This window comes from [Phormidium] sp. LEGE 05292 (assembly GCF_015207735.1).
GTDB lineage: Bacteria > Cyanobacteriota > Cyanobacteriia > Cyanobacteriales > Aerosakkonemataceae > Floridanema.
Genome location: NZ_JADEWG010000019.1, coordinates 49989 through 76370, shown reverse-complemented (window position 1 = coordinate 76370; position 26382 = coordinate 49989). Strand labels below are relative to the sequence as shown.

20 protein-coding genes are annotated in these 26382 nt (G+C 39.5%); 15 read left to right on the top strand and 5 right to left on the bottom strand.

Going from position 1 to position 26382, the window contains the following annotated elements; translation table 11 throughout:
• Positions 1 to 18 precede the first annotated feature (18 nt).
• A complete protein-coding gene (locus tag IQ264_RS08155; RefSeq protein ID WP_193980259.1) occupies positions 19 to 1671 on the bottom strand; it encodes a transglutaminase domain-containing protein in 1653 nt (550 codons plus the stop codon).
• 528 nt (positions 1672 to 2199) lie between these two features.
• Here IQ264_RS08155 and IQ264_RS08150 point away from each other — a divergent pair.
• The 5 genes from IQ264_RS08150 to IQ264_RS08130 all read left to right on the top strand — a co-directional run bounded on the left by IQ264_RS08150 (position 2200) and on the right by IQ264_RS08130 (position 11892).
• The gene (locus IQ264_RS08150; protein WP_193980258.1) at positions 2200 to 3027 is read left to right on the top strand and encodes a DUF928 domain-containing protein; all 828 of its coding nucleotides are present in this window, start codon (positions 2200 to 2202) and stop codon (positions 3025 to 3027) included.
• Between the two features lie 178 nt (positions 3028 to 3205).
• Positions 3206 to 6547 carry a maltose alpha-D-glucosyltransferase gene (gene treS, locus IQ264_RS08145; RefSeq protein ID WP_193980257.1) on the top strand — a complete coding sequence of 1114 codons (3342 nt, stop codon included), beginning with the start codon at positions 3206 to 3208 and terminating at the stop codon, positions 6545 to 6547.
• A 106-nt stretch (positions 6548 to 6653) separates the two neighbouring features.
• The gene (gene glgB, locus IQ264_RS08140; protein WP_193980256.1) at positions 6654 to 8630 is read left to right on the top strand and encodes a 1,4-alpha-glucan branching protein GlgB; all 1977 of its coding nucleotides are present in this window, start codon (positions 6654 to 6656) and stop codon (positions 8628 to 8630) included.
• A 721-nt stretch (positions 8631 to 9351) separates the two neighbouring features.
• The gene (gene glgX / locus IQ264_RS08135; protein ID WP_193980255.1) at positions 9352 to 11493 is read left to right on the top strand and encodes a glycogen debranching protein GlgX; all 2142 of its coding nucleotides are present in this window, start codon (positions 9352 to 9354) and stop codon (positions 11491 to 11493) included.
• A gap of 213 nt (positions 11494 to 11706) precedes the next feature.
• The gene (locus IQ264_RS08130) at positions 11707 to 11892 is read left to right on the top strand and encodes a hypothetical protein (RefSeq protein WP_193980254.1); all 186 of its coding nucleotides are present in this window, start codon (positions 11707 to 11709) and stop codon (positions 11890 to 11892) included.
• A 40-nt stretch (positions 11893 to 11932) separates the two neighbouring features.
• Here IQ264_RS08130 and IQ264_RS08125 read toward each other — a convergent pair whose 3' ends face one another.
• Positions 11933 to 12262 carry a hypothetical protein gene (locus IQ264_RS08125; protein WP_193980253.1) on the bottom strand — a complete coding sequence of 110 codons (330 nt, stop codon included), beginning with the start codon at positions 12260 to 12262 and terminating at the stop codon, positions 11933 to 11935.
• A gap of 791 nt (positions 12263 to 13053) precedes the next feature.
• Positions 13054 to 13281: a photosystem II protein, Psb35-related gene (locus IQ264_RS08115; protein ID WP_193980252.1), complete on the bottom strand. Its 228-nt coding sequence runs from the start codon at positions 13279 to 13281 to the stop codon at positions 13054 to 13056.
• A gap of 166 nt (positions 13282 to 13447) precedes the next feature.
• On the opposite strand from IQ264_RS08115, the gene IQ264_RS08110 reads away from it, so the two are divergent.
• From IQ264_RS08110 to IQ264_RS08095, 4 genes are all read left to right on the top strand, one after another.
• A complete protein-coding gene (locus IQ264_RS08110) occupies positions 13448 to 13924 on the top strand; it encodes a GNAT family N-acetyltransferase (protein ID WP_193980251.1) in 477 nt (158 codons plus the stop codon).
• A gap of 199 nt (positions 13925 to 14123) precedes the next feature.
• Entirely contained in the window at positions 14124 to 14546 is a 423-nt protein-coding gene (locus IQ264_RS08105; protein ID WP_193980250.1) for a hypothetical protein, read from the top strand.
• 95 nt (positions 14547 to 14641) lie between these two features.
• Entirely contained in the window at positions 14642 to 15070 is a 429-nt protein-coding gene (locus tag IQ264_RS08100; protein ID WP_193980249.1) for a hypothetical protein, read from the top strand.
• Positions 15071 to 17173, top strand: coding sequence for a single-stranded-DNA-specific exonuclease RecJ (locus IQ264_RS08095; protein WP_193980248.1), 2103 nt, complete (start codon positions 15071 to 15073; stop codon positions 17171 to 17173). It begins immediately after the preceding gene.
• Positions 17174 to 17326: 153 nt separating this feature from the next.
• Here IQ264_RS08095 and psb30 read toward each other — a convergent pair whose 3' ends face one another.
• Complete coding sequence (psb30, locus tag IQ264_RS08090; protein WP_193980247.1) at positions 17327 to 17470, bottom strand: photosystem II reaction center protein Ycf12/Psb30; 144 nt, start codon at positions 17468 to 17470, stop codon at positions 17327 to 17329.
• 219 nt (positions 17471 to 17689) lie between these two features.
• Here psb30 and IQ264_RS08085 point away from each other — a divergent pair, with 219 nt between their 5' ends.
• The 4 genes from IQ264_RS08085 to IQ264_RS08070 all read left to right on the top strand — a co-directional run bounded on the left by IQ264_RS08085 (position 17690) and on the right by IQ264_RS08070 (position 20611).
• The gene (locus tag IQ264_RS08085; RefSeq protein ID WP_193980246.1) at positions 17690 to 18040 is read left to right on the top strand and encodes a YkgJ family cysteine cluster protein; all 351 of its coding nucleotides are present in this window, start codon (positions 17690 to 17692) and stop codon (positions 18038 to 18040) included.
• A 151-nt stretch (positions 18041 to 18191) separates the two neighbouring features.
• Positions 18192 to 19730: a serine hydrolase gene (locus IQ264_RS33660; protein WP_193980245.1), complete on the top strand. Its 1539-nt coding sequence runs from the start codon at positions 18192 to 18194 to the stop codon at positions 19728 to 19730.
• 74 nt (positions 19731 to 19804) lie between these two features.
• On the top strand, positions 19805 to 20239 hold the full coding sequence (locus tag IQ264_RS08075) for a TMEM165/GDT1 family protein (RefSeq protein WP_193980244.1): 435 nt from the start codon (positions 19805 to 19807) through the stop codon (positions 20237 to 20239).
• 78 nt (positions 20240 to 20317) lie between these two features.
• Entirely contained in the window at positions 20318 to 20611 is a 294-nt protein-coding gene (locus IQ264_RS08070) for a TMEM165/GDT1 family protein (RefSeq protein ID WP_193980262.1), read from the top strand.
• 69 nt (positions 20612 to 20680) lie between these two features.
• Here the strand turns inward: IQ264_RS08070 and IQ264_RS08065 are convergent, their stop codons facing one another.
• The gene (locus tag IQ264_RS08065) at positions 20681 to 21178 is read right to left on the bottom strand and encodes a DUF4149 domain-containing protein (protein ID WP_193980243.1); all 498 of its coding nucleotides are present in this window, start codon (positions 21176 to 21178) and stop codon (positions 20681 to 20683) included.
• A 171-nt stretch (positions 21179 to 21349) separates the two neighbouring features.
• Between IQ264_RS08065 and IQ264_RS08060 the strand changes: the two genes are divergently transcribed.
• Both IQ264_RS08060 and IQ264_RS08055 read left to right on the top strand, forming a co-directional pair.
• The gene (locus IQ264_RS08060; RefSeq protein WP_193980242.1) at positions 21350 to 21907 is read left to right on the top strand and encodes a DUF2808 domain-containing protein; all 558 of its coding nucleotides are present in this window, start codon (positions 21350 to 21352) and stop codon (positions 21905 to 21907) included.
• A gap of 332 nt (positions 21908 to 22239) precedes the next feature.
• A complete protein-coding gene (locus tag IQ264_RS08055) occupies positions 22240 to 26328 on the top strand; it encodes a multicopper oxidase domain-containing protein (RefSeq protein WP_193980241.1) in 4089 nt (1362 codons plus the stop codon).
• Positions 26329 to 26382: the final 54 nt, after the last annotated feature.

The following is a 26382-nucleotide window of genomic DNA, read 5'->3' as shown; positions in this document are numbered from 1 at the left end:
CCCCATCTCCCCACCTCCCTAAGAAGGTGGTAATTCTGAGAGAATTGTAAAGCGGATGTGATTGAGGGATAAATCACCGATCGAAACAGTTTCTTTATTCAGAAGTACGCTGTTAGAAGTGATATTTTCAAAAGAGATACCTTTGCCAATTTCTACATGATACCAAGATAAGCCCATAAAAAATCTGGTCGGATATGGCCCTCCTTCGATTACATCGTCGGGGTTAGATTCCATTGGCAACCAACCAAAACCAGGGATATAAAATTCCATCCAAACATGATTAAAATCGGGGGACAAAGGAACATTTTGATATTCAGGATTTTTGGGACATTTGTAACGTCCTACTGTGCGACAGGCGATGCCATTTAAGCGAGAAAGGGCTAATAAAATGCCTAAATATTCGCCGCAAGAACCAACTCCTCTTTGTAAGGCGACATCTGGTGGATCGATGTGAGGTTTGATGCCGTAGGAAAGTTTATCATAAACAAAGTTACGAATTTTATAAATTTTTCGTAATAGATTTGTTTCTGTGCCGATCGCTTCTTTGGCTGCATTACGGATAATATCTGTATCCATTGCCAAATCGTCATTATCTACTAAATATTTGTCCCGAAATTCTGGTGCTAATTCTGGTAAATTTTCGACATCTCTTGGTGTCAAACGATATTTAATGCTGTAAACTTCTAGCAGTGCTTTCCAACCAAAAATGTGCCTTTCTTCTGGCGTGAGTTGGTCAAATTTAAACACTGCTACCCTTTGTCCGTTGATAATTTCTTCGGTAAAGGGACGACCGATAGGATAAATTTCCCTAATTTTTTGGCGCGGTGTTTCTGATGGCAATGCGATCCGCCATTCTAAGTTTTCTAAGTGCACTTCTTCTAATGGTGAGAGTTCCTCAACGTAGCTGACTTCCATTAAATAACCATTAGATAAGGCGTAATTCCCTTCGGGATAATAGTGGAAATAGAGGGGATGAATGAAAGTGCGATCGCGAGAAGCTAATTCTTGTGGTGGATCGGAGTTGGGGTCATCTCTAACAAAAGTTTCTTTATAAGCATAAGCAACATAAAGCACTTCTTTGTCTGTTTCGGGGTCGGTGTAAAAAACTAATCCTGTGGGATTTTCAAAAGGAGTTAATAAGCTAAATTTAATTTCCCCGGTTGCCCGTTCCAAACAAAATACTGTTTGTTCTTCATCATCAGCAACCCAAATTTCTTCGCCTCTAATTGTCAAATGTTCTCGACCAATTCCCGGTGTGTAAAATCTTGTAATTAAGTTGCCTTTGTTGGCATCATAGATGTAAATGTAACCGGATTTTTGGCAACTAACATAAACCGTTGATTCCCAAACTGTTATGCCATTTGCGGTGTAAGGTAAACTTACAAAATGTTGGGGCGTAAAGTCTGTTAAACTACAAAAGTACACATCTTCGTCTTTGGTAAACCACAACTTGTCTTGGCAAACAGCTAACCCAGTCGCATCTAAGAATTCCCCGCTCTGAGAGTAATTTAAAATAGTGGTGTCGTCATTTTTTAGATTAATTTGTAAGAGATATCCGGTTGTATGATCTAGGGCAATTAAGCGATCGCCCAAACAGCTAATATCTTGAATTGCATAAGCCGCAAAAGGTCTAATTGTTCTAAACATCAAGTCTTGGGTTGAAGAAACCATAGCTGTCTCAGGTAAAAGTTGGTTAGTACGCGCCCCTTGTTAAATCTTGACCTGGCAAAGGTGGCATCCTTATCCCAGTTTGAGCATAGCTTGCTCATGGTTAACAGTTAAATTTGTTACAATAAACCATTGACCAGTAGCTATCTTAACAAATAAGCTAGATAGGTCTGTGAGGAGAACAAAGCCAGATAATATTTTATACAAGTTTGTGGCTTTTGAACTACTCAACTGGAACACTAAAGGGAAGTGATATCGTTTTCTCATTAATTTTGCTAAAGAGGATTCACACTCCAGGTAGGGGGATATTCCTGATGTGGAGATCGATCGATAGCATTATTCTAGAGAATCGATATTAAAACATAAATCTGTCCAGTAGCTTAAATTCCAGATGGTGTTTCATTTGGGGGTAAGATGAGGGAGGTTCCTGGGAGTAAGTCGCTATTAACAACTAGAAACTCTAACTTAGATTCTCTCGTCTGTTACTAGTAAACCCTTGTTCAGTACTTTAGGGGTACTGTTATTTTAGCTATGACTCGGATCTTACAGTTTACTAATCCTTGGATCTTGTTATTTTTGGCTTTGGCGATCGCTTCTCCCCTCCCCTTCCGAGTTGCTGCACAATCACCAAGACCAAATGACCAAAGTTTACCAACAAATTGGGATGCTTACGAACCAGATGATAATATTGGTAGCCCTGGACGGCGAGAAGGAGGCGGTACAAGAGGGCCTTGTATTCAGAATAGTGCCAACGCTCAACTTATGGCTTTGGTGCCAGTTAACGGTTTTGGTACTACCACAGCCGAGTATCCTACTTTCTCAGTTTATCTGCCTCCCCTATTGACAGAAAGTAACCCTGAGATAGAATTTGTACTCAAAACAGCTGGGGAAAAGGAGATTTACAAAACTAAATTTAAAATTAATCGAGGGGCGGCAATTATTAGTTTTAGTCTTCCTAGTACTAGCAATTTATCAGCTTTAGAATTGAATAAAAGTTATCTCTGGTCAGTGACTTTAATTTGTAATCCAGAGGCTATAGATTCCGGTGATGTATCCGGTAACAAAGTAGTATCAGGGGCGATTCGGCGAGTGACTCCAAAACCTAATGTGCAACAAGAGTTAGCGACAGCGAAATCAGAGATCGATCGCGTTACTATCTATGCAAAAGCCGGGATTTGGTATGATGCTTTAAGTAATTTAGCCGAACTGCGACGGCGCAATCCCAACGATCCAATTGTCATCAGAGATTGGCAAGCATTGTTAAAGTCAGTGGGTATGGAAAAACTTGCCCAAGAACCACTATCTCAACCTGTGGTAGGTAGAAATCAATTAAATTCCTCAGTATCTCGCGATTATTGATTTCTACCTAAAGATTGATGCTTGTTTAAGAATATATCTCTTACAAGCTATCAGCAACCTTTCTAACTATAGCCAGATGTCTAAAGTTACTAGTTTTGGTTAACTAAGTTAATAGAAAAATGTTAACAATAATACATAGCTTATTATTGGCGAAAACTTTTACTTTAGAAATCTGGCAATGCAAAACTCAATGTTGAATAACGACCCCCTTTGGTTCAAAAATGCCATCATCTATGAAGTACCAGTGCGTGCCTTTGCCGACAGCAACGGTGATGGGATTGGCGATTTTCGGGGGTTGACAGAAAAACTAGATTACCTGCAAGATTTAGGAGTTACAGCATTATGGATCTTGCCCTTTTTTCCTTCACCATTAAGGGATGATGGTTATGACATTGCTGATTATACAAATGTCAATCCTATTTACGGTAATTTAGCAGATTTTCAAGAGTTTTTAGCAGCTGCCCATCAAAGAGGAATTCGGGTAATTATCGAGTTAATCATTAATCACACTTCCGATCAACATCCCTGGTTTCAAAGAGCACGTCGGGCAGCCAAAGGTAGTAAAGAAAGAGATTTTTACGTTTGGAGTGACACCCCGGAAAAGTATAAAGAAGCCCGGATTATTTTCCAAGACTTTGAAACTTCTAATTGGGCTTGGGATTCAGTCGCCCAAGCTTACTATTGGCATCGATTTTACTCCCATCAACCCGACTTAAATTACGATCATCCAGAAGTCCAAAAAGCGGTGTTTCAAGTTTTAGATTTCTGGTTGGCGATGGGCGTTGATGGACTGCGGATGGATGCAGTTCCTTACCTCTACGAACGAGAAGGAACAAATTGCGAAAACCTCCCAGAAACGCATGAATTTTTAAAACAACTTCGCCGCCATGTAGATGAGAAATTCCCGAATCGAATGTTGCTTGCTGAGGCTAATCAATGGCCGGAAGATGCAGCACAATATTATGGCTATGGCGATGAGTGCCACATGAATTTCCACTTCCCCTTAATGCCACGTTTATTTATGTCATTAAGGATGGAAGATAGCTTTCCAATTTCGGATATTTTACAACAAACTCCGACAATTCCACCTAACTGTCAATGGGCCTTATTCCTTCGCAATCATGACGAATTGACGTTGGAAATGGTAACAGATGAAGACCGGGATTATATGTATCGAGTTTATGCCCAAGACCCGGAAATGAGAGTGAATTTAGGAATTCGTCGGAGGTTAGCGCCGCTATTAGGAAATGACCGTCGCCAGATTGAATTATTGAATAGTTTGTTGCTATCTCTTCCGGGAACTCCTGTGCTTTATTACGGTGATGAAATTGGCATGGGAGATAATGTTTTTGTGGGCGATCGCAACGGTGTTCGCACACCAATGCAATGGAACGCTGACAGAAATGCCGGATTTAGTCGGGCAAGTGCTCATAAACTTTATTTACCAGTAAATGTTGATTCAGAATATCACTATGCCACAGTAAATGTAGAAGCACAAAGGGCAAATTTGAATTCTCTGTGGTACGCGATGAAACGCCTAATTGCTACACGGAAACATCTGCAAGCATTAGGAAAAGGTAGTTTTGAATTACTGCATCCCGAAAATCGCAAAGTGTTGGCATTTATCCGCACTTATGAAGATGAACATATTTTGATAGTGGCGAATTTATCGCGGTTTGTGCAAACTGTGGAATTGGATTTATCGCCATTTCAAGGTATGGTGCCTATAGAAATTTTTGGTCGGACTCAGTTTCCCCAAATTGCCGATTCCCTCTATTTTCTGAGTATTGCCCCTTACGCTTTTTATTGGTTTAGTTTGAAACTGCAACCAAGTTTAATTCCCTTACCAAAAAGGCAGACAAATTTAACGACTTTGGCAGTTAGTGGCAAGTGGCAAAATATCTTTTCTCAACGGGATTTGAAAAGTACATTGGAGTTAATTCTTTCGGATTATTTGTACAGTTGTCGCTGGTTTAATGATAAGGATCGCACGATTCAGTCCACCCAAATTACGGAAGCTATTCCTGTAATTTATCAAGATTTATCAGCACAGATTATTTGGTTGAAAGTGGATTTTATTCAAGGAGAACCAGATACTTATCTGTTACCTTTAGCTTATGCAGAAGGGGAAAAAGCTAGAGAAATTGAGGCGGAAATGCCGCAAAATATAGTTGCCCTTTTGCAAGAAGAAGGGAAAGAGGAAACGGGGATTTTGTTTGATGCGATCGCAGATAGTAATTTCCTGAATACGATGTTGGATGCGATCGCCAATAATCGTTCCTATAAAGGAATGGCTGGGGAATTAATCGCCAGTACCACTGATATCTTCCCCGCAGAAATTCCGGTTTTAAATCCCGTTTTAATGAAGGGAGAACAGAAAAATACTTGTGCTATTTACAGCGATCCAACAAAAAGCGGATCGGCGCTACAAAATCGCTTGATGTTAAAGATTTACCATCAAATTGAAGAAGGCGTTAACCCAGATTTAGAAGTGCGACGTTTCCTTAGCGAACAAAAACAGTTGCAACACTTTGCCCGCATTGCAGGTGCATTAGAATATCGCAATGGTAAAGGTATTCAAACTGTAGGATTATTGCAAGACTTTATTCCTGATGCGAGGAATACTTGGGATTATACTCTTGATAGTTTACGCGACTATTTTGAGCGAATTATAGTTCAACAATCTGAAGCTTCATTGCTTACTGTACCATCAGGTTCGCCGTTAGATTTACAACCAGAAGATTTGCCAGAATTAGCACAGCAAACTATTGGTTCTTATCTAGCAAGCGCCAGTTTAATCGGTGAAGTTACTGCCGAATTACATCTGGCTTTAGCCGCTAATGCTGAAGATCCAAATTTTGCCCCAGAACCTTTTTCTTCTTTCTACCAACGTTCAATTTACCAGTATGCGCGTAACCTCACAGGACAAGTTTTACTGGACTTGAAAAAGCAGCTAAAAACCTTACCCTCTGATATACAAAAATTAGCCACATCTGTTTTAAACCGTCAAGAAGAATTTTTTGGACGCTATCAATTAGTTCTCAATCAAAAAATCACCGCTAAGAGAACTCGCTATCACGGAGATTATCACTTAGGACAACTGCTTTACACAGGAAAAGATTTCATTATCATTGATTTTGAAGGAGAATCTGGGCGGAGTTTAAGTGAAAGGCGGATGAAGCGATCGCCTTTGCGAGATGTAGCTGGAATGTTGCAATCTTTCAATTATGCCGCTATTCAAGCCCTTAATAATGAAGTAGAAAACGGCACAATTAGTTCTGAAAATCTTCCCTTAATGCAACAATGGGCTAACTTTTGGTATTACTGGGTAAGCGCAACTTTCTTAAATAGCTATTTGAAAACTGCTAGTCAGGATTCATTCTTACCAAGAAGTAAAGAGGAATTGCAAGTACTTTTAGATGCTTACTTGTTGGAAAAATTGATCTACGACTTAGGTTATGAACTGAAAAATCGACCAAATTGGGTAGGAATTTCTTTACAAAGATTGCTGCAATTTTAGTGATGAGTTTAAATCTGGTTTGTTGTAACGGCTTTAGTCGTTTTCTTTAGGAATGTAAGACTAAAGTCTTCACAACAGACCTAATGCTAATTCACTATTAACTGCCATGATTCAACTAACACTCAACCACAATCAACTGGAAACCACCTTGGATAATGTCAGTTTAATTACTGACAATGATATTTATTTGTTCAACGAAGGAACCCACTATCATTTATATGAAAAACTGGGTTCTCATCCATTAGTTGTTAATGGTGTAGAAGGAACTTATTTCGCAGTTTGGGCACCTAACGCCGGACAGGTATTTGTCAAAGGTGATTTTAATGATTGGAATGATGAAGGTTTTCCTCTAACTTTAAGAGGACAATCAGGAATTTGGGAAGGTTTTATTCCCGGAATGACCAAAGGTAGCCTCTACAAATACCGAATTATTCACCGTTACAATGGCTATGCAGTAGATAAAGCCGATCCCTTTAATTCCCATCAAGAAATTCCGCCTCGAACGGCATCAATTGTTTGGGATACTGAGTATCCTTGGCACGATCGCGAATGGATGGAAAACCGCGCCAAAGTTAATTCTTTTGATGCCCCAATTTCCATTTACGAAGTACATTTAGGTTCGTGGATGCGGATACCGGAAGAGGGAAATCGCTTTTTAACTTACCGGGAAATTGCGACTAAATTGGCAGAATATGTGAAGCGTTTGGGCTTTACTCATGTGGAATTAATGCCAATTACGGAACATCCTTTTTATGCTTCTTGGGGTTATCAAACTACCGGATATTTTGCCCCTACTAGTCGCTACGGAACTCCCCAAGATTTCATGTATTTGATCGATCATTTGCATCAAGAAGGTATTGGTGTAATCTTGGATTGGGTGCCTTCTCATTTCCCTACAGATCTACATGGATTGAATTATTTTGATGGTACTCATCTTTACGAACACGCCGATCCCCGACAAGGTTTTCACCCTGATTGGCAGAGTAGCATTTTTAATTATGGGCGGAATGAAATCAGCAGTTTTTTAATTAGTAGTGCCTTCTTTTGGTTGGATAAATGTCATATTGATGGACTGCGAGTGGATGCAGTTGCATCGATGCTTTATTTGGATTATTCCCGCAAAGATGGCGAATGGGTTGCTAATAAATATGGTGGGAGAGATAATCTAGAAGCGATCGACTTTTTAAAACGTTTCAACCAAGCAGTTTATCAACATTTCCCCGATGTCCAAACTATTGCTGAAGAATCTACCGCTTGGGCAAAAGTTTCTCGTCCAATTTATGATGGTGGTTTAGGTTTTGGTTTAAAGTGGGACATGGGTTGGATGCACGATACTTTAAAGTATATGTCTCTCGATCCCATTGCCAGAAAACATCATCATAACCTCCTAACTTTCCGCATGATTTATGCTTTTAATGAGAACTTTGTTTTGCCACTTTCTCATGATGAAGTGGTGCATGGCAAAGGTTCTTTAATTGGCAAAATGCCGGGAGATTATTGGCAGAAATTTGCTAATTTGCGGGTGTTATTTGGTTATATGTACGCCCAAGCTGCCAAAAAACTTTTGTTCATGGGTGCAGAGTTTGGACAGTGGCAAGAATGGAGTCATGACAGAAGTTTAGATTGGCATCTTTTAGATTACCCAATGCACGCAGGTTTGCAAAGGTGGGTAACAGATTTGAATCACACTTATCGCCAAGAAAAAGCTTTGCATGAATTAGATTTTTCTTGGGAAGGTTTTGAGTGGATTGATTGCGATGATTGGCAACAAAGCGTCATCAGTTTGATCCGTAAGTCAAAATCAACCGATGAAACTATTTTAGTAGTGGCAAACTTTACTCCTGTACCTCGCTACAATTACCGTTTAGGTGTGCCGAATAATGGTTTTTGGCAAGAGTTACTTAATAGTGATTCGGGAGATTATGGTGGTAGCGGTGTGGGTAATTTCGGCGGTGTCACAGCAGAAGAAATTCCTTGTCACGATCGCGCTTTTTCACTCAATATTCACTTACCACCTTTGGGAATTCTGTTTTTTAAAACAAAAATTGATTTGCCAGAAAATTCTGTAATATCCATTACCTAAATTTTTGCTACAGATGCTTGGGGATTGGGCGGGTTTTGATTTCAATTTTATTGCTGGATATTCTCACCTTTTAGCTTTCACCCGCGCCTCCCCCATGTTTAGCAAACATTTGTGTAAACGATATAACATAAAATGCTTTTGTTAGAAAAAAAGCATTTCCCCAAATCAAATTACTGATTTGTATCACTAATCACAAACTAATTTCCCTGAAGAACCTATCTTTAGGGAGATTTTTTATTACCTAAAAAACAATTAAGTTTACGAGTGTCTATCCCATGATTTAACCAACTCAAGATAGCTTACCTGGAAAGTATTTTATTGACTTTTCCAGGTAACTATTCCTAACTTGAATGAAAGTCGCTTTACAAATATTTACCTCTTGTGACAGATGGTAGAAACAATTATATTTATTTATATTTTAGATAAACAATCGAGCAAGTCAATCAGCAGGTAATGTATCAAAGCCTATGTACTTAACAGCAAAGTCAAAAAACTTTAAGTAAAGCTTTCTATTCCTCTTAGCTACAACTATAGCTATCCTATTTAGGTTGTGAACTCCTTCTTTTGTGCGTGTCTTCTGTGTCTGGAGCGGTTTCAAGAAAACTCTTGACGTGCTACATAAAGGCTTCGCGACCACAACTCAAAGAGGATTGCTATAGCAAAAAAGTATCTTCTCAAAAAAGTTCAGAAAAGACCATTAACATTGATTTAAGGTAAATCTATGTACGTAGCACTTTGGCCAGGAAATGTTTATCCTTTAGGCTCATATTGGGATGGCAAAGGAACAAACTTTGCATTGTTTAGTGAAAACGCCACAGCGGTTGAGCTTTGTTTGTTCGATCGCAACGACAAAGAAACAAAGATTAAACTAACAGAAGTTAATAATTTTGTTTGGCATGGTTATTTGCCAGGAATTGGCCCAGGACAACGTTACGGATTTCGCGTACATGGCCCTTGGAAACCTCAAGAAGGTCATCGTTTTAATGCTAACAAATTGTTAATTGATCCTTATGCCAAAGCAATTGATGGCTTACTCCGGGGTAATGGTGCAGAAATATTTGGTTACTCTTGGGAAACGGAAGAAACAGAGAAAGATTTAGTTTTTTCTGAATTAGATGATGCCCATTTAGTGCCAAAATCTGTAGTTGTCGATCAATCTTTTGATTGGGAAGGAGATCAATTATTAAGAACACCTTGGCACGAAACTATTATTTATGAAACCCACGTAAAGGGCTTTACTAAACAGAATCCTAATATTCCTGAAGAACTGCGGGGTACTTATGCTGGAATCGCCCATCCTGCCGCAATTGAACATTTGCAAAGACTAGGAATTACAGCCCTAGAATTAATGCCCGTACACCACTTTATAGCCCGACCGGGATATTTAACAAATAAAGGATTAACTAACTATTGGGGCTATGATTCAATTAATTACTTTGCTCCCTTTTCTGGCTACAGTGCTAGTGGTACTGTGGGACAGCAAGTAACTGAATTTAAAAAGATGGTGAAAACGCTACATCGAGCGGGAATTGAAGTTATTTTGGATGTAGTTTATAACCATACTGGAGAGGGAAACCATTTAGGCCCAAGTTTGTCTTTGCGAGGCATTGATAATACAGTTTACTATCGTTTGATAGACGATGATAAGCGACTTTACATGGACTTTACTGGCTGCGGAAATTCTTTGTATGTAGGGCATCCGCAAGTCTTAAAGTTAATCATGGATAGCCTACGTTATTGGGTGACAGAAATGCACGTTGATGGCTTCCGATTTGACTTAGCAGCAGCTTTGGCAAGGGAGTTATTTGAAGTTAATAGCTTATCAGCTTTCTTCGATATTATTCACCAAGATCCGGTGTTAGCAGATGTGAAATTAATTGCTGAACCTTGGGATTTAGGAGAGGGTGGATATCAAGTAGGTCAATTCCCTCTTCTTTGGTCAGAATGGAATGGCAGATATCGCGATACTGTGCGAGATTTTTGGCGGGGTGAGAATGAGACTTTAGGAGAATTTGCTTACTGTTTTACTGGTAGTCCAGATTTATATTCAGTGAATGGACGACGACCGAATGCTAGCATTAACTTTGTCACGGCTCACGATGGTTTTACTCTGAATGATTTAGTTAGTTACGAGGAGAAACATAACGAAGCAAACGGAGAAAACAATTGTGATGGTGATGAACATAATCGTTCTTGGAATTGTGGTGTGGAAGGGGAAACTGATGACCCGGAGATTTTGGATTTGCGGGAACGATTAAGGCGAAATTTTTTAACAACTTTGATGCTGTCTCAAGGTATCCCAATGCTGCTAGGTGGGGATGAAATGGGGCGGACGCAAAAGGGTAATAATAATACTTATTGCCAAGATAATGAGCTTTCTTGGTTTGATTGGAATTTAAACCAAGACAATGAAGATTTGGTCAATTTTACCCGTGAATTAATTTATTTCCGTCGTCAACATCCGGTATTTCGGCGGCGCAAATGGTTCCAAGGTCGTCCGATTCATGGCAAGGGAGTTAGTGATATTGCTTGGTTCAATCCTGATGGGACTGAAATGACAGATGAACAGTGGAATATTGGTTACGCTAAGGCGATCGCAGTTTTCTTAGATGGCGATCAACTTGCCTGTCCTGGGCCTAGAGGTGAGCACATTAGTGATGATAGTTTCCTGATGTTTTTTAATGCTCACCATGAAACAATTGAGTTTAATTTACCTACTGATTTTGGCCTAGATAAGTGTGATTGGTCGTTGGTAATTGATACTAAGGAACCACGCTTTATTCAAGATGAAAAAATTTACACTGGCAACCAAGCTGTGCCTGTGGTAGGGCGGGCGTTAGTTTTACTTCGCCGCTTGGAATAAAACACAAGGAGACAATCAGGATTTATGGATATTACATGATGGTCAGGATTAATTATAAGATTGATTAGGATTAATCCTGTATATCATGTCAATCCTTAAATCCTGGTCAAGTTTTCCCAATCCCTAATCCCCAGTTCCCAGTCCCCATTTACCGAACCTAAATCAGAAAGAGATTTTCTATTACAACCTTTTAATAGAAGAGATAAATATTCAGTGCGGCTATTAATTAAAGTTTCGGAAAATAGTACAGTTCCTGGAGAAATTTATATTACCTCTCCAGAAGCAGTTTCCTTTGTTAAATTACCTACAATTACAGAAGTGGTCGAACAAGCAGCTAGTCAAGCTTCGATCGGAATCGGACCTTTCCAAATTTCATTAAGTTCATTAACTCAACCATGAAAAGTCCTCACTTAGTTAAATAGTGAGGACTCGAAAACTGTTACCACCAAACTCGATTTCCGTTTTCGTCAACTCTCGCTTGTCTAATTACATCCGAGATTTCTTCTGCATCTTTTACATGGTGGAGTGCTTCTTTCTCACCATCGGAGTCTTCGACAATAAAGTAAGTCGGAACTGTAATATGATCCCCGGTAATATCAGGGGAATCGACTGCAACTTGTTTCGCTTTTTCTTCAATTGATTGAGGTTCGTCAGAGATGCGATCGCCCGGATTAGCTGTTAAGTTTTTTTCCTTTGCTGTGGGTTCTTCTTTAGAATGCCAGTCTACACTTACTGGTTGCTTTATCTGCTTATCTTGTTCCTTATCCATGATCTTTTTCCCAATACAAAATTGCTCTTTAACTAAACTCAGTCTAGAAAACTGAAATTGTTATATACTCTTTCAAAGGAAGTAGTTTCGGCAGCTACAAGTGGTATTTAGGCTGAGTAAAAAATCTGCCTATTGTCTAGACGGGTAAATTATCTTGTTGTTTTATTTAGCTCTTTCTTAAGTGATAGAACCAAAAAAAGACCTTCTTTCTTTAGTTAGTAGTTTTAATTTGGGTTTGGTGATTCTAGTCGCTCACTAAACTGCCATTAATTCCACACTGCATCAATTTCTGATTCATTTAGCCAAATTGTTGTTTCATAACCAATTCTGCCAAAATCTGGTTCCGGCCCTAACTCCATTTGTACAGCATATTGTCAACTATTAACTTCAGGATGATAATTAATGCTTCTTCCCATACCACCAATGAAAGATACCGTTTGGTTTTTGGTATGGCAGGGTAATGTTGATAGCTGAACTCTCATAAAGTTGCCACTTTTACTAATAAGTTTTGCTCTTATTTAATAAACTAACTAACATAAAATTCTTCAGCTTCTAACTCTAGTTATGGCATGGTTTCTATCACAAGTATTGATTTTATGTAAAATATTTTTGTAACGATAAATACTTGCCAACAAAAAACCCCAGCTGGGTTGCTGGGGCGAGAAGTTGTAGGGATGTTTTAATGATTAACTAACGCAAATTGCTAGTTATTAATTCTTTCTTGTTCCCCCCTTGAGTAAGGGGGGCTAGGGGGGCTAAGAAAGAGCCAGACTTGTAACTAGCAACTTGAGTTAACTAGGTAAATTGTTGCTGGCATAAGCATCCATGCGGTAAGCAGGAACACGATCGTTGTAATCAATTTTAGTGCCAGTGATGGTTTCAGCTAACTTTTCAAAAGACTGAGAACGCCAGTTGCGATCGTGAATTGGCTTAGACTGTTCGCCACGAAAATAAGCTTGAGTACCAATTACGGAAGCAGCTAACCAACCAACGATAAATAAAGCAATCAGGATAGTCATGATTTATAGTTCCTCTCGTTTGTTTCCTTATGTAAACCAATATAACAGATTATTACAAAATGTAAAGCAAATCTTGACTAAAAAAGAGCAATTAGGTATATAAGCGCATTAAATATGGGGAAAACAATCAGCTAAACTGACGGAGTAGGTAACTGACGGGCTTTCCATGCTGATTCGCCCTGCGAAACAATCGGATATTCCAGCGGTTTTGCCGATGGTAGGCAAAATTTGTGCGTTGCATGAAACTTGGGATGCGGCGAAGTACGGGTTTTTGCCTAACCCGGCTCAACGTTACGATGGGTGGTTGGGTAAACTGGTAAACAGCGATCGCACTGTCTTTTTAGTAGCAGAAGACCAAACCAAAGAGCAAATAGCCGGATTTTTAGTAGCTACGATCGAGCGAGAAATACCCATTTATCGACTGAAAGAATATGCCTTTATTCACGACCTTTGGGTAGAGTCAGAATATCGCCGCAGTGGTGTGGCGCGACAGTTAGTAATGCAAACTATTGAGCAGTTTCAAAAGATGGGAGTAGAACAAATTCGCCTGGATACTGCTGCTAAGAATGACGCAGCAAGAAAGCTGTTCTCAGAATGTGGTTTTCGTCCTAGTGTTGTGGAAATGTTGATAGAGTTAGAGTGATATTAAGTTTGAATAATCAGTTATGTTTCGTGCTGCGATTAAACCCCACCCCTTAATCCCCTCCCCGTAAACGGGGAGGGGAGACAAAGCCAAGCTTTGGCGGGGGTGGGGTTCTTTTAGTTTTATAAGTAATCAGGTTGAACATAATATGAACAAAGCGATCGCCAATTTTTACCCTAATATTTAAGGAGTAATAAATATGAAAAAGAAATACTTAATTACTACAACCATTGCCTTTCTTACCTTCTACCTTTTGCCTTCTACCACAACATTAGGCGGAACTTGTGCGGGCGCTAGTTGTCCACCACCGCCCATTGGTTTTACACCCGGACAATGGATTAATTATGAAGTAGTTAATCGTACAGGTTTCATTGTTGAGTTACAAAACGTACCAAGAACTCCTGTGCTTTTTTTACGTCCGGGAGAACAAGTTAGGTTTCCCAGACAAGCAGCAACCGAACCAAATCTTTCTTCATTGTCTTGGGATGCTACACCATATTTATTAAGAGCAAGACTTTCTAAACCTAGTGCAAATACGCTACGAGTAGAGATAACGCCAGGGGGACTTCCAGGCGATCGCGCCCTCTACATCCGCGATGATGGTCGAGTCATTATATTCTAGGAAAAATTTGCATTTTTCCTAGTAATAATGAGATAATACTTTCGCTTGCAGAGTTATCTTCTGCCAATAACAAAAGCACCTAAGTAGGTGAAGTTATGTATAAGAACTTACTGCGAATTTTAGGAACAACTTGCTTAGTTTTAGCTGGTATTATCATCACTACGGAAACTATAGCAGGGCCAAAATTTGTCAAGACTGGGAAAACGCTAAATCAAAGTGAGTACATTACCTTACAAGTATGTAATCACACGCCTAATCCGGTTAGTGTAGAAATCCCATCTTATACTGACCAAATTACTATGAAACCGAAAGAAACGCGGAAACTCCGCTTCAAACTGCGGAACCAAGATCATGGACTTTCGGTTTTATATTGGAGTCCGACTGGAGAGCAAGTATTATCAGGAAAGGTCAATAAACCGAATTCCCAAACATTGCTTTTAGACCTCAAACCTGGTAGTTTTGCTCAACAAGACGATCGAGCAATTTACGATACAGAAATTCCTGGTCAAGTATTGGTTTTTTAAATGCCTAACGATCGATTACCTTTGCAACGTTGGGAGTTTTACCCAGAAAAACCGCAACAAGCTAAAGAATTAGCCGAAAAGTTCCATCTTTCTCCTTTATTAGCGCAGGTGTTAATCAATCGAGGAATGGAAACTCCAACCCAAGTCAGAGAGTTTTTAGAGCCAGAAACTCAATTTCTACCCGATCCTTTAGATGAATTTCCCGACTTGGGAATTAGTGTGGAATTGTTGGAAAATGCGATCGCTTCCCAAGGCAAAATTGCCATTTGTGGAGATTATGATGCTGATGGCATGACGAGTACTGCTTTGTTGTTGCGATCGCTTCGTAGTTTAGGCGCTGATGTAGATTATGCCATTCCCAGTCGCATGACTGAAGGATATGGAATTAATTGCCGAATTATCGAAGAATTCCATACAGAAGGTGTACAACTAATTTTAACAGTAGATAACGGCATTGCCGCATTTGAACCAATTCTAAGAGCCAGAGAATTAGGTTTACAAGTCATCGTTACCGATCATCACGATATCCCACCCAAATTACCACCAGCCAATGCAATTCTTAACCCCAAATTAATTCGAGAAACTTCACCTTATCGAGGAATTGCTGGTGTAGGAGTTGCTTATATTTTAGCAGTTTGTTTAGCGCAAAAACTTGGGCTTGCTAAAGGTTTAATTAAACCAATGTTAGAGTTATTCACATTGGGAACAATTGCCGATTTAGCACCATTAACTGGAGTAAATCGACGTTGGGTAAAACGCGGTTTACAACTCTTACCTTACTCCCAATTAGCCGGAGTACAAGCATTAATTCAAATTTCTGGCGTAGAAAGTAGTTCCAATTCATTATTGAAAAATTCTGTAAGGGCGAGTTTAGTAGATAATTCTGCGATCGCAACAGAAGGATTGACTACAAAACCCACCCCTAAAACTCAAAAATCTCTAAACCCAGAAGATATTGGTTTTAGACTTGGGCCAAGAATCAACGCCATTGGGAGAATTTCCGATCCACAAATTGTTATTGAACTGTTAACAACTGATAATATGGGTGTAGCTTTAAAAAGAGCTATGCAGTGCGAACAAATTAATCAAAAGCGTCAGATGCTTTGCGAGGAGATTGAACAAGAAGCGATCGCATGGTGCGAACAAAGCCAAATCGATTTACAACAAGAACGAGTTTTAGTTGTCGTCCAACCAAATTGGCATCATGGCGTAATTGGAATTGTCGCATCTCGCTTAGTGGAACGCTACGGAGTTCCGGTTTTTATTGGGACTTATGAAGAGGAAGATAGCGATCGCATTCGCGGTTCAGCTAGGGGAATTCCCGAATTTGATGTGTTTGAAGCCTTGTTATCTTGTGAAGATTTACTAGGAAAATTCGGCGGACATAAAGCAGCAGGCGGCTTTTCTTTACCTGCGGAAAACTTAACAGAATTTCGCCGTAGACTGAGTAAATTTGCTCATAAATTACTCCAACCAGAACACCTCAAACCTTTATTAAAAATTGATGCTAAAGCCGAAATTACCGATATTAATTTAGAATTATATCAACAAATCCAAGCTTTACAACCTTGTGGAATTGAGAATTCAGCACCAGTTTTTTGGATGTCTGATGCGCGAATTGTGGAACAGCAAATAGTGGGTAAAGGTCATTTGAAGCTAACTATTTCTCAGTTTAGCTCACCGGATAAAATTAAAGCGATCGCATGGCGTTGGCGCGACTACTTTCCCCTGCCAAACCGAGTTGATCTAGCCTATCGACTCAGAGAAAACAATTTTAACGGCAGCAAAACTGTAGAATTAGAATTATTAGGTGTCAGACAAGCAAAACCATTGTCTTGGCAAACCTTCACAGCCAGAAATATTCCGTTAAAAGCCGAGTTTTACCACAATCAAAAGCGTTACACTTGCGGGTTATATCCAAATGATTCCTTAACAGAATTAAGGATTAAAAATGCTGAAGGCAAAGTTTTAGCCGTTCCTTTAGGAAAAACAATAGGTTTGTTAGGTAAAACTCGTGAAGATGCTGCGGAAATCAATATATTACAACCGCCTTACTTTACTTTAGTAGAAGCTGCACAAATAGCTTTAGAAAAACTCAAATAAATTCTCATAATTGTTCGTTGTAGCGACTTTAGTCGTACATTTCTAAAATAATTGGACTAAAGTTCTCACAACGAACATGGTTAGTAGTCCAAAAAATTAAAGGGGGATCGACTCCCCCTTGTAAATTGTTAAGGACTGAACTCGCTGAAGCTTTTACAAGTTGCCGTTGCGAGAAGCTAGTACTACAATCACAGCTGGCCCTGCAAGCATAATCAAAGCTACCAGAGTCAGCTGGGCAATCACTTCCCAGTGAATACTGGTAACAACACTGGTAACAGAATTAATAACAGATCCCATTTCTCCTCCCGCGCTAACCCAGATAGGTTTGAATATCTACGTTAAAAAATCCGTCTCTTATATTACCTGGCTACAGTCCACTTTTTTTAAGCAACTTAACAAAACTATAAAAAAATATAAACAAACATGAAGCTGGTTATTAATTGGGAAAATACCCCCGTTAACTGGCAGAGTTGCTAGACTCTAAAAGCATTGACACAAAGGATTGATTTAAGAATTATGACGACTTGGTGTTGCGTCAAAGGATGTGGTGCTTGCTGTTATCTAGAACCATCTGAACGTCCAGACTTAGAAGAATATCTTACCCCAGAGGAGTTAAAGGAGTATCTCAGCATGGTGGGGGAAGAGGGATGGTGTATAAATTTCGATCGCACTACCCGCGAATGTCGCATCTACTCAAATCGTCCCCGATTTTGCCGCGTCGAGTCGGAAACATTTCAGGATATGTTCGGCATAGCAGCAGAAGAACTTAACGATTTTGCCATTGAATGTTGTCAAGAGCACATATCTGACATTTACGGTGATCGTAGCCCTGAAATGCAACACTTTAATCAAAAAATTGAATTTTAGCAAATCATTTTATACTTATTTGATGTATAGCAACCGTCAGGGTGGTTAAGCCAGGATTAAGGGCTAGAACCCTTACTGTTACGACTTTTACCTTCTGCCTTCTGCTATATTCTTTCGATGAGTAAACTTAGGTGTGTTATAGGAGTGGTTCGTGCAACAAAGATCGCAAAGCCCTTATCAAAAGCTAGCAGATCTGGAAGATAAACTCAGGCGGGCAAATGAAAACATTCAACGACTCAAGCAGGAGAACGGCAACCTCCAACAAACAGTCGTTTCATTTAGCCCAAAACCTGCGATTACCGGACTTAAGCAGGAAAATAGTAAACCGCAAAGACAAGTTGGCAGGCTTGAGCAGGGAAACAAAACTAAGTCTCGCAGGAACGCTGATGATTTTTCAATGTTGCGTTTAGAACAAGCTGCATCTAGAAGAAGAGGCTCCCCTAAATATCAGGAATTAGAAAACACAAGTTCTCTGAGAAATCGGAGAACTCGCAAAGGTAGGAAAAAATATTATCAGTTACGAATAGCGGCGCTGGTATTAGCCGCACTGACAGTTTTGTGGATTATTATTTCCGCTATTTCTTCAGTTGTGCAGTTATTTAATTGGAGTATAACCGCCTTTAATAGACAAAATACAGAACTATTAAAACAGCTACCTACTACACCTTTACTACCACCAGATATTCCTCCGGGAACTCATGCGATCGCACTGCCAAGACCAACAGATTCAAAGTTACAAGAAGCTGAATTAATTTATAACGTCACTACTCCTCCACAATTAAAGCAAAGTCAACAATTACAAGGAATTGTTGATGAGATGTTGAAGTTAATTCAATCGAGATATTTACCAACTCAACCGCTATCTATCACATTGATTAATGTGAAAACCGGAGAAACAGCTGGATATCAACAAAAATCATTGTTCTACCCTGCTAGTGTTGTGAAAATGTTTTGGATGGTCGATGTTTTTGACCAACTACATCGAGGAATTTTGCCAAATGAACCTGTGTTTGGTGCGGATTTGAATCGCATGATTCAACAATCTTCTAATGATGCTGCTAGTCGATTAATTGATGCTGCAACTAATACTTACTCTGGTTACAATTTGCGGGGCGAAAAGTATGACGATTGGGCGAATAAGCGCCGCAAAATTAGTGAATTTTTCAGCAAAGCCGGATACGAAGGGATTGCGATCCATCAAAAAACCTACCCAATTAGTTATTTGCGCCATGAAACACCAGAGGGTAGAGATATGCAAATGTGGAACGATCCTAAAGAGTTAAAAAATCAAATTTCCAGCGAACACGCCGCCAGATTAATGTACGAAATTGTCACAGGAAAAGCGGTTACCGCAGAAGCAAGTGCCAAAATGGTGCATTTGTTGGCAAGAGATTTACGATTGTCAGCTTGGCGGGAAAATACCGCCAGATTTGGTGGATTTAACCCGATTCGGGGCTTTTTGGGAGAAGGATTGCCCTCAGATCTGGATTTTGCTTCTAAAGCAGGTTGGACGGATACAGGTCGTCATGAGGTAGCTTTTGTCAGAAGTAGGGAGGAAAATGGCCCTATTTATATTTTGGCGATTTTGGGTGGACATGAAGCTTATTCTAAGGATTGGCAGCTATTTCCGGCGCTGTCGCAGATCGTGTTCGATCGCATGAGCGGAAAAACTCCCGAAAAACAGCAGTAAAAATCACATCAAAATGCCCTCTTGGGGATAAAATGAAAGAAATATGAAAATAACCTAATACTTTACCATTGCCTGTGAAACTTTCTTCTGCACCACCAACCTTGTCTGCTCCTGAGTCAATTAATCAGACTAGGGATGCACAGCAAACTGTAATCGAGTCAACGCTGAAAATCACTGATGCTAAGACAGTAGGGAAACCGACACAAAAGCTAAACAAGAATTTCAACAAAGGAGCATTAGCAGTTTTTGCCTCTACTTTTGTTACTATTTTCTTGTCAGAAATGGGAGATAAAACTCAAGTAGCTACCTTGCTGATGAGTGCAGAATCTCAGTCTCCTTGGTTAGTTTTTGCTGGCGCATCTTCAGCGTTAATCGCCACAAGTTTACTGGGAGTTTTACTGGGTAGGTGGTTAGCAACTAAGGTATCTCCGCAAATTTTAAATAAAGCTGCTGGCATCAGTATGCTGGTAATTACCATGCAATTAGTTTGGGAAATTTTTCATTCTTAAACTGGAGACTGGAAATGACAGGCAGGATGCCTGTCCTACAATTGAAAGATTCAAAATCTAAAATCTAAAATCGCTATGATTGACTGGCATCTTTTAGGACTAAGTTTTATTACTGTGTTTTTGTCAGAGTTAGGAGACAAAAGCCAACTAGCTGCGATCGCTCTTAGTGGCAGTACAAAATTTCCCCGTGCAGTATTTTTGGGCACAGCTGGAGCCTTACTGTTAACAAGTTTATTAGGTGTAATAGCTGGCGAAGGTGCAGCGCAATTGTTACCTGTACATTGGGTAAAAGCGATCGCCGCTATTGGTTTTGCAATCATGGCTGTACGCTTACTTTTACCAACTGCTGCTTTACCTGAAGACTCCGAATAAAATCCGCATAAACAGAAACCCGGTTTCTTGAAAAAACCGGGTTTCTGTTTTACCTAAATCATTTACCAATTACTTTTCTCGGTAAAACAAACTCAGAATCGCGCCACCAACGATTAACTTAATGACTTCCAAAATCCAGTAACTTTGATGTAAAAAAGTCATGCTACCAGGGACAGAAGTTACTGGATTAAGCACTTCTATATTTAACCCTAAAGCACTCATTTGTGGTGTCAAAACATAAGTGAAAATCAGAGCAATAGTTAGAAGTATGATTGGTAAAACAATTGCATTGCGGCTCTGACTCACTAAAGTATCTTGCGTGCGTTTGAGAACTAACACACCCGTCAATACTAAAGCTGCACACAACAATTCGATGCGGTTAAAAAGCCAGAAAATTAAATAACCAGCTGTGGCAAATCCACTTTGCGACATCATTCCAGAAGCATACAAACCAGGCATAATTACCAAGTCCAAAACCAGGCTAGTACTGAGCCAAAAGGTCAAGGTAAAAATAACTACTGTTTGCCATCCTGGTCGCTTTAATTGAAGACTAGAGATTGAAGACATATAATTCCACCTGCTTTTGCATTACTTTTAGTCTAACCAATTTTTCTCATTAAAAATATGAAATATCTTTGCGGTTTATTACAGTTAATTTGATTAAAATTAGTTAATAAAGACCGCAAAAAATTTAATTACGGGATAGCAAAACTTCTTTTCAAATCTTAATAAAAACCTATGCGTACTTCTCGAATTCTTTCAGCAACATTAGCAGCCACAGTAAGTATTTTAGCTAGCTGGCAACAGACAAAAGCAGTGCAACTGGCAGATGGTACAGTTTACTTTGTGCAGCCTCCCAGTTTATTAGCAGCAACTACCACGTTTAATGATGCCTGTGTATGGTCAGCAACTTATTATTTTACGGTTAATTTGCCCGAAAATGCTGGAGAACCCCTGCAAAGAGTGGTGATTAATCAATACGAAGGAGGAGAGGACGTAGATTTTCGCTTGAAAGAAAGTCGTGCTTTTGTGGGAACTCGAGGTAAAAAAGGGGAAAATTTGCCGATTCAAGAAGTGATAACTGACGAAAAAAGTCGTTCGATCGCTATCACTTTTGAGCCGCCAATTACTCCGGGACAAACTGTAACTATTGCTCTTGAGCCTGTTCGTAATCCTTGTTTCGGTGGAGTTTATTTGTTTGGGGTGACTGCTTTTCCTCCGGGAGAAAAAGTACATGGTCAATTTCTCGGTTTTGGACGGTTCCACTTTTACGATCGCAGAAACTTCTTTTGGTAATTCAGCTAATTATTATATAGTGTCACCCTAGAAACCCGATAGATACCGGGTTTTTATTTTGCATAACCTGCGCTCAATTATAAATTAAACATTAAATTTTAGGCTTTTTAAATTTTTAGTAATGAAATTAAAAATTTAATTTAATTGTTATTAAATTCAATTAAAGTTTATTAAAATTAATGCTATTTAACTTAACTAAGAATAAAGTATTTTTGCCACTTTACGATCGCTCTTTATTCATGCCAATATTGACAAGTGTAATCAACAGATAAAAAACCATTGGCAAAGTATAAAAAATTGCAACTTAAAAGTAGGTAAAGGATAGGAAAATTATGGCAACACAACTCAGAAACGCCTATATTATTGGTCAAGAAAACTTTCAAAATTGGAGCCAAGGATTTGATACAAGTAATTATCTAAGAGTTTTACCTCACCCCGATCAAAAAATTCCCTTCAAAGACCCGTTTCGAGATTGGCAATTAGATCAACCAGGCAATTACATTTCCAGTTGGGGGCCACAAGAAGAACTAAACGCTACCCTGAGAATGGAAAATATCGATCGAATTCAAATTGATGGGTTTGGCATTCTCAAATCAGGAGATGGAAAAATTCCTTGGCTGACTGATGCTAGCAATCAACCTAGAAATACTCCTTATGAACAATTAAGAGGTTATAACGGCACAATACCGGGGCCATTTTTAATTACAGAACCTGGAGACACATTAAACTTATGGTTGGAAAATAATTTAGACCAAGTAACAAACCTCCACACTCACGGACTGCACGTATCACCTATGGGACGTGGTGATAACGTTCTTCATGTAGTAGAGTCTGGAGAAAATTGGAATCAAATTATTCCCATTCCCGATAATCATTTTATTGGCCCTGATTGGTATCACCCGCATTTACATGGATTAACAAATGAACAAGTTTCTTCAGGATTAGCAGGTCAATTATTATTAACAACCCCTTACGACTTGCCGGATATAGATAAATTCAATCCCAAAGAAAGGCCATTGCATTTTATGGCACTTAATACCTTTGGCGTGCAACAGGTAAACAGACAAGGAAGCGCAACAGATCCGTTAAATCAAGACCCAACAAAAGCACTTCCGGCTGGGACACCATTGCAAGTTTTGGGAACAGAAAATGGGGAAAAAGTTTATGAATTGTCCGATGCAGTTTTCATGGGTTACAACGCCAAACCTAAACCTTACGATCCGACGCGACCAACAGGCGGTGCGCCGGGAATTTTCTCTTATGGCGGTGGGCCGTTAGCTGAACCTACAGAAAATGTAATTCACACAGTTAATGGTCAGTATAATCCCACAATTGAAGTGAAAACAGGTGAAGTTAATCTTTTTGCCTTCACTAACATGAACAGTAATGCTTTTCACATTATTCAACTGTTCAAAGAAGAAGGGGACAATTTAGTTCCTCAAGAAGTAACATTAGTAGCTATTGATGGAGATTCTGTAGGTTCAATAGCTTCTAATGCTAAAGACGTTACTGAATTGCCAGTTCTCTCTCCCGGACAAAGATTAACTGTTGAAGAATGGTTTGAAAAACCTGGGAAATATTATTTCCTATCTAATGGAACTGAAGAAATTATTGGCAATAATACTTCGGCTTTAATTAAAGGAAAAGATGGATTTGAAGATGGTCACTTAATTTGGGGGCCGCAAGTATTAGCAACTGTGGAAGTGACGGGAAATGAAATACCAAAAGGCCCTCGTCCAGAACCTTATGATATTTTCCTTGAACAGGCGCAAAAGATTGATGAATTAGTTGCAGATACGAAAAAAGGAGATTTCGATCGCCAACGCACATTTACTTGGTCAGCTAATCTGGGGAATGCGCTGGCAATAGGTAACGTCCCCGACGACTTGGATAGTTCTAGTTTCGAGGGAACATATCGGATCAACGGAGAATTTTTTGCCACCGAATTCGATGAAGGTCAAGTTCCTCTGACGATGCCAATGCTAGGCACAACTGAAGTTTGGAGTATGAAAAATACTTCTGGTCAGAGTAATCCTAACCTCCCCGCGCAACTAAATATTCCCTTGCTGGAATGGCATCCTTTCCACATTCACCAAAATGACTTTACAGTTCTGGAAATTAACGGTATTCCGGTTAGTGACCTGAAAACTGCTTATCTGGATGGCGTTTTGAGCGATACGATCGGTCTACCACCAACTTACGACCCCAGCCAACCACCCACCGTAGACAACCCTTTCGGCGTGCCGATGGTAGATGGGGAAGCCTCAGAAATCAAAGTGGCGATGAATTTTGAAGACTTTCCCGGTAGTTACGTCAATCACTGTCACATTCTGTTCCACGAAGACGCAGGGATGATGGCACCTGTGCGGGTGGTTTTGAATACTGAAGATACTTGGTTGGGTTTAGCTGGTCAACAAAGTAATGGAAAATTGGATTTATATCGGGCGAGCAATTTAAACCAAAAGATTAATTTATCGCCCTTTGGTGCAGCATTTACAGGTGCGATCGGTCTAGCAATTGGTGATGTTAATTACAAACAAAAAGATAATCTGAACAAGAATGTTACAGATAACGTCACCGATATTATTACTATTGAATCTAATTTGGATAGTACAACAAATAAATTCACTGTCAAGGTATTTGATGGTAAGACGTTGAGCGATCGGCAAAAACAAGGCATTACCCAATTTGATGGACAAAATCAAGAATTACTACTTACTCAATTTTCTCCCTTCGCCAACCAAACATTTACACCTAATGCCAAAGCATCAGTAGCAGCTGGAGATATTGATGGCGATGGTCACTCTGACATCATCGTTGGTGTAGGTGGAATTGCCAATCCTTTAATTGAAGTTTATAGCGGTTTGGACTATCACTTAATCACCAGAATTAGTCCATTCCATCATGAAACTGGATTCACTGGCACAATTAACCTAGCTTCTGGTGATATTGACGGAGACAACTTTGATGATGTAATTGTTTCCCAAGGTAGTGGTGGCACAGGATTAGTAGAAGTTTACAGCGGACGTTCCATTGAATTAAAAGGCAGTTTGAATGGTAAAGATACAGCACATGATACTGCATTGTTAACTCAAACTTTCCAACCTTATGGTGTTTACAACGGAGAAATTAAAGTAACATCTGGTTATGTATTACAAAGACCAGATGTTCCCAATGGTCAAGCCATTCAAACTTACCACGCCAACCTCACCACAATGGCTGTTGGTAATGTACCTCAAGGTCAAGAAGCGGTTAAAATTTTCACCTATTTGGGAGGATCGCATCACGGGGCGGCAGAAGATCATTCTCACAGTTCCACTACAGGAGAGAGTATGAACGAACCAGAATTTCGTTTAGATACTCAGTTTACTCCTAAAGAAAATTTAACTGGAATGTTAGGAAGTTTTGCAGATATTAATGGTTTATCAAGAGGTGAACCAGTAATATTTGGTGTTGATTCTTCTGGCAAAGCTGAATTAATTCGCTTGCAAGAAAGAAATATTACTATGTCTGTTGCTGCTGGCGGAACTCTGTACACTTCTGGCAATGATTTCTATTACGGAGATACGGGAAGTAACAACTTATTTGGCAGTTTTGGTAATGATTCAATTTATGGTTTGAGTGGCAACGATCAAATCTCTGGCAACGAGGGTAATGACTTAATTGCTGGGGGTGATGATAATGATACCTTGTACGGTGGCAAAGGTGATGACACAGTTTCTGGGAATCAAGGGCAAGATTTATTATTTGGAAATTTGGGTAATGATACAGTTCATGGTGGCAAAGGTAACGACCAAATTTATGGCAATCAAGGACAGGATGTTCTGACTGGAGACTTAGGGAATGATACAGTTTACGGCGGCAAAGATAATGATTTGATTTATGGCAATTCAGGTCAAGATGTTCTGTTCGGTGATGCAGGAAATGACACAGTTTACGGTGGCAAAGATAACGACATAATTTACGGTAATTCAGGTCAAGATTCCCTGTTTGGAGATGTTGGTAATGACACCATTTATGGTGGCAAAGATAATGATTTGATTTATGGCAATTCAGGTCAAGATTCCCTGTTTGGAGATGTTGGTAATGACACCATTTATGGTGGTCAAGAAAATGATACTTTGAATGGAGGAACTGGGGATGATTGGTTAAGTGGTGATTTAGGTAACGATCTGTTGCAAGGTGGGGAGGGAAGCGATCGTTTTATCCTCGCCGCTAACAAAGGAAGTGATACCATAATTGATTTCCAAAATGGTATTGATTCCATCATCTTAACTGGTGGTTTAACTTTCGCTCAACTAACGATCGCAGAAAGCAGCGGTTCAACTTTAATTAGGATTACCAGCACTAATGAACTGTTAGCAACTCTCAATGGTATCCCAGTTAGCCAAATAGGAACCGAAGATTTTATTGCCTCATAAAAGTCCGTTGTTCCCACTTCAGTGGGAGTAGCGCTCAAGCGCTCACAACAGACC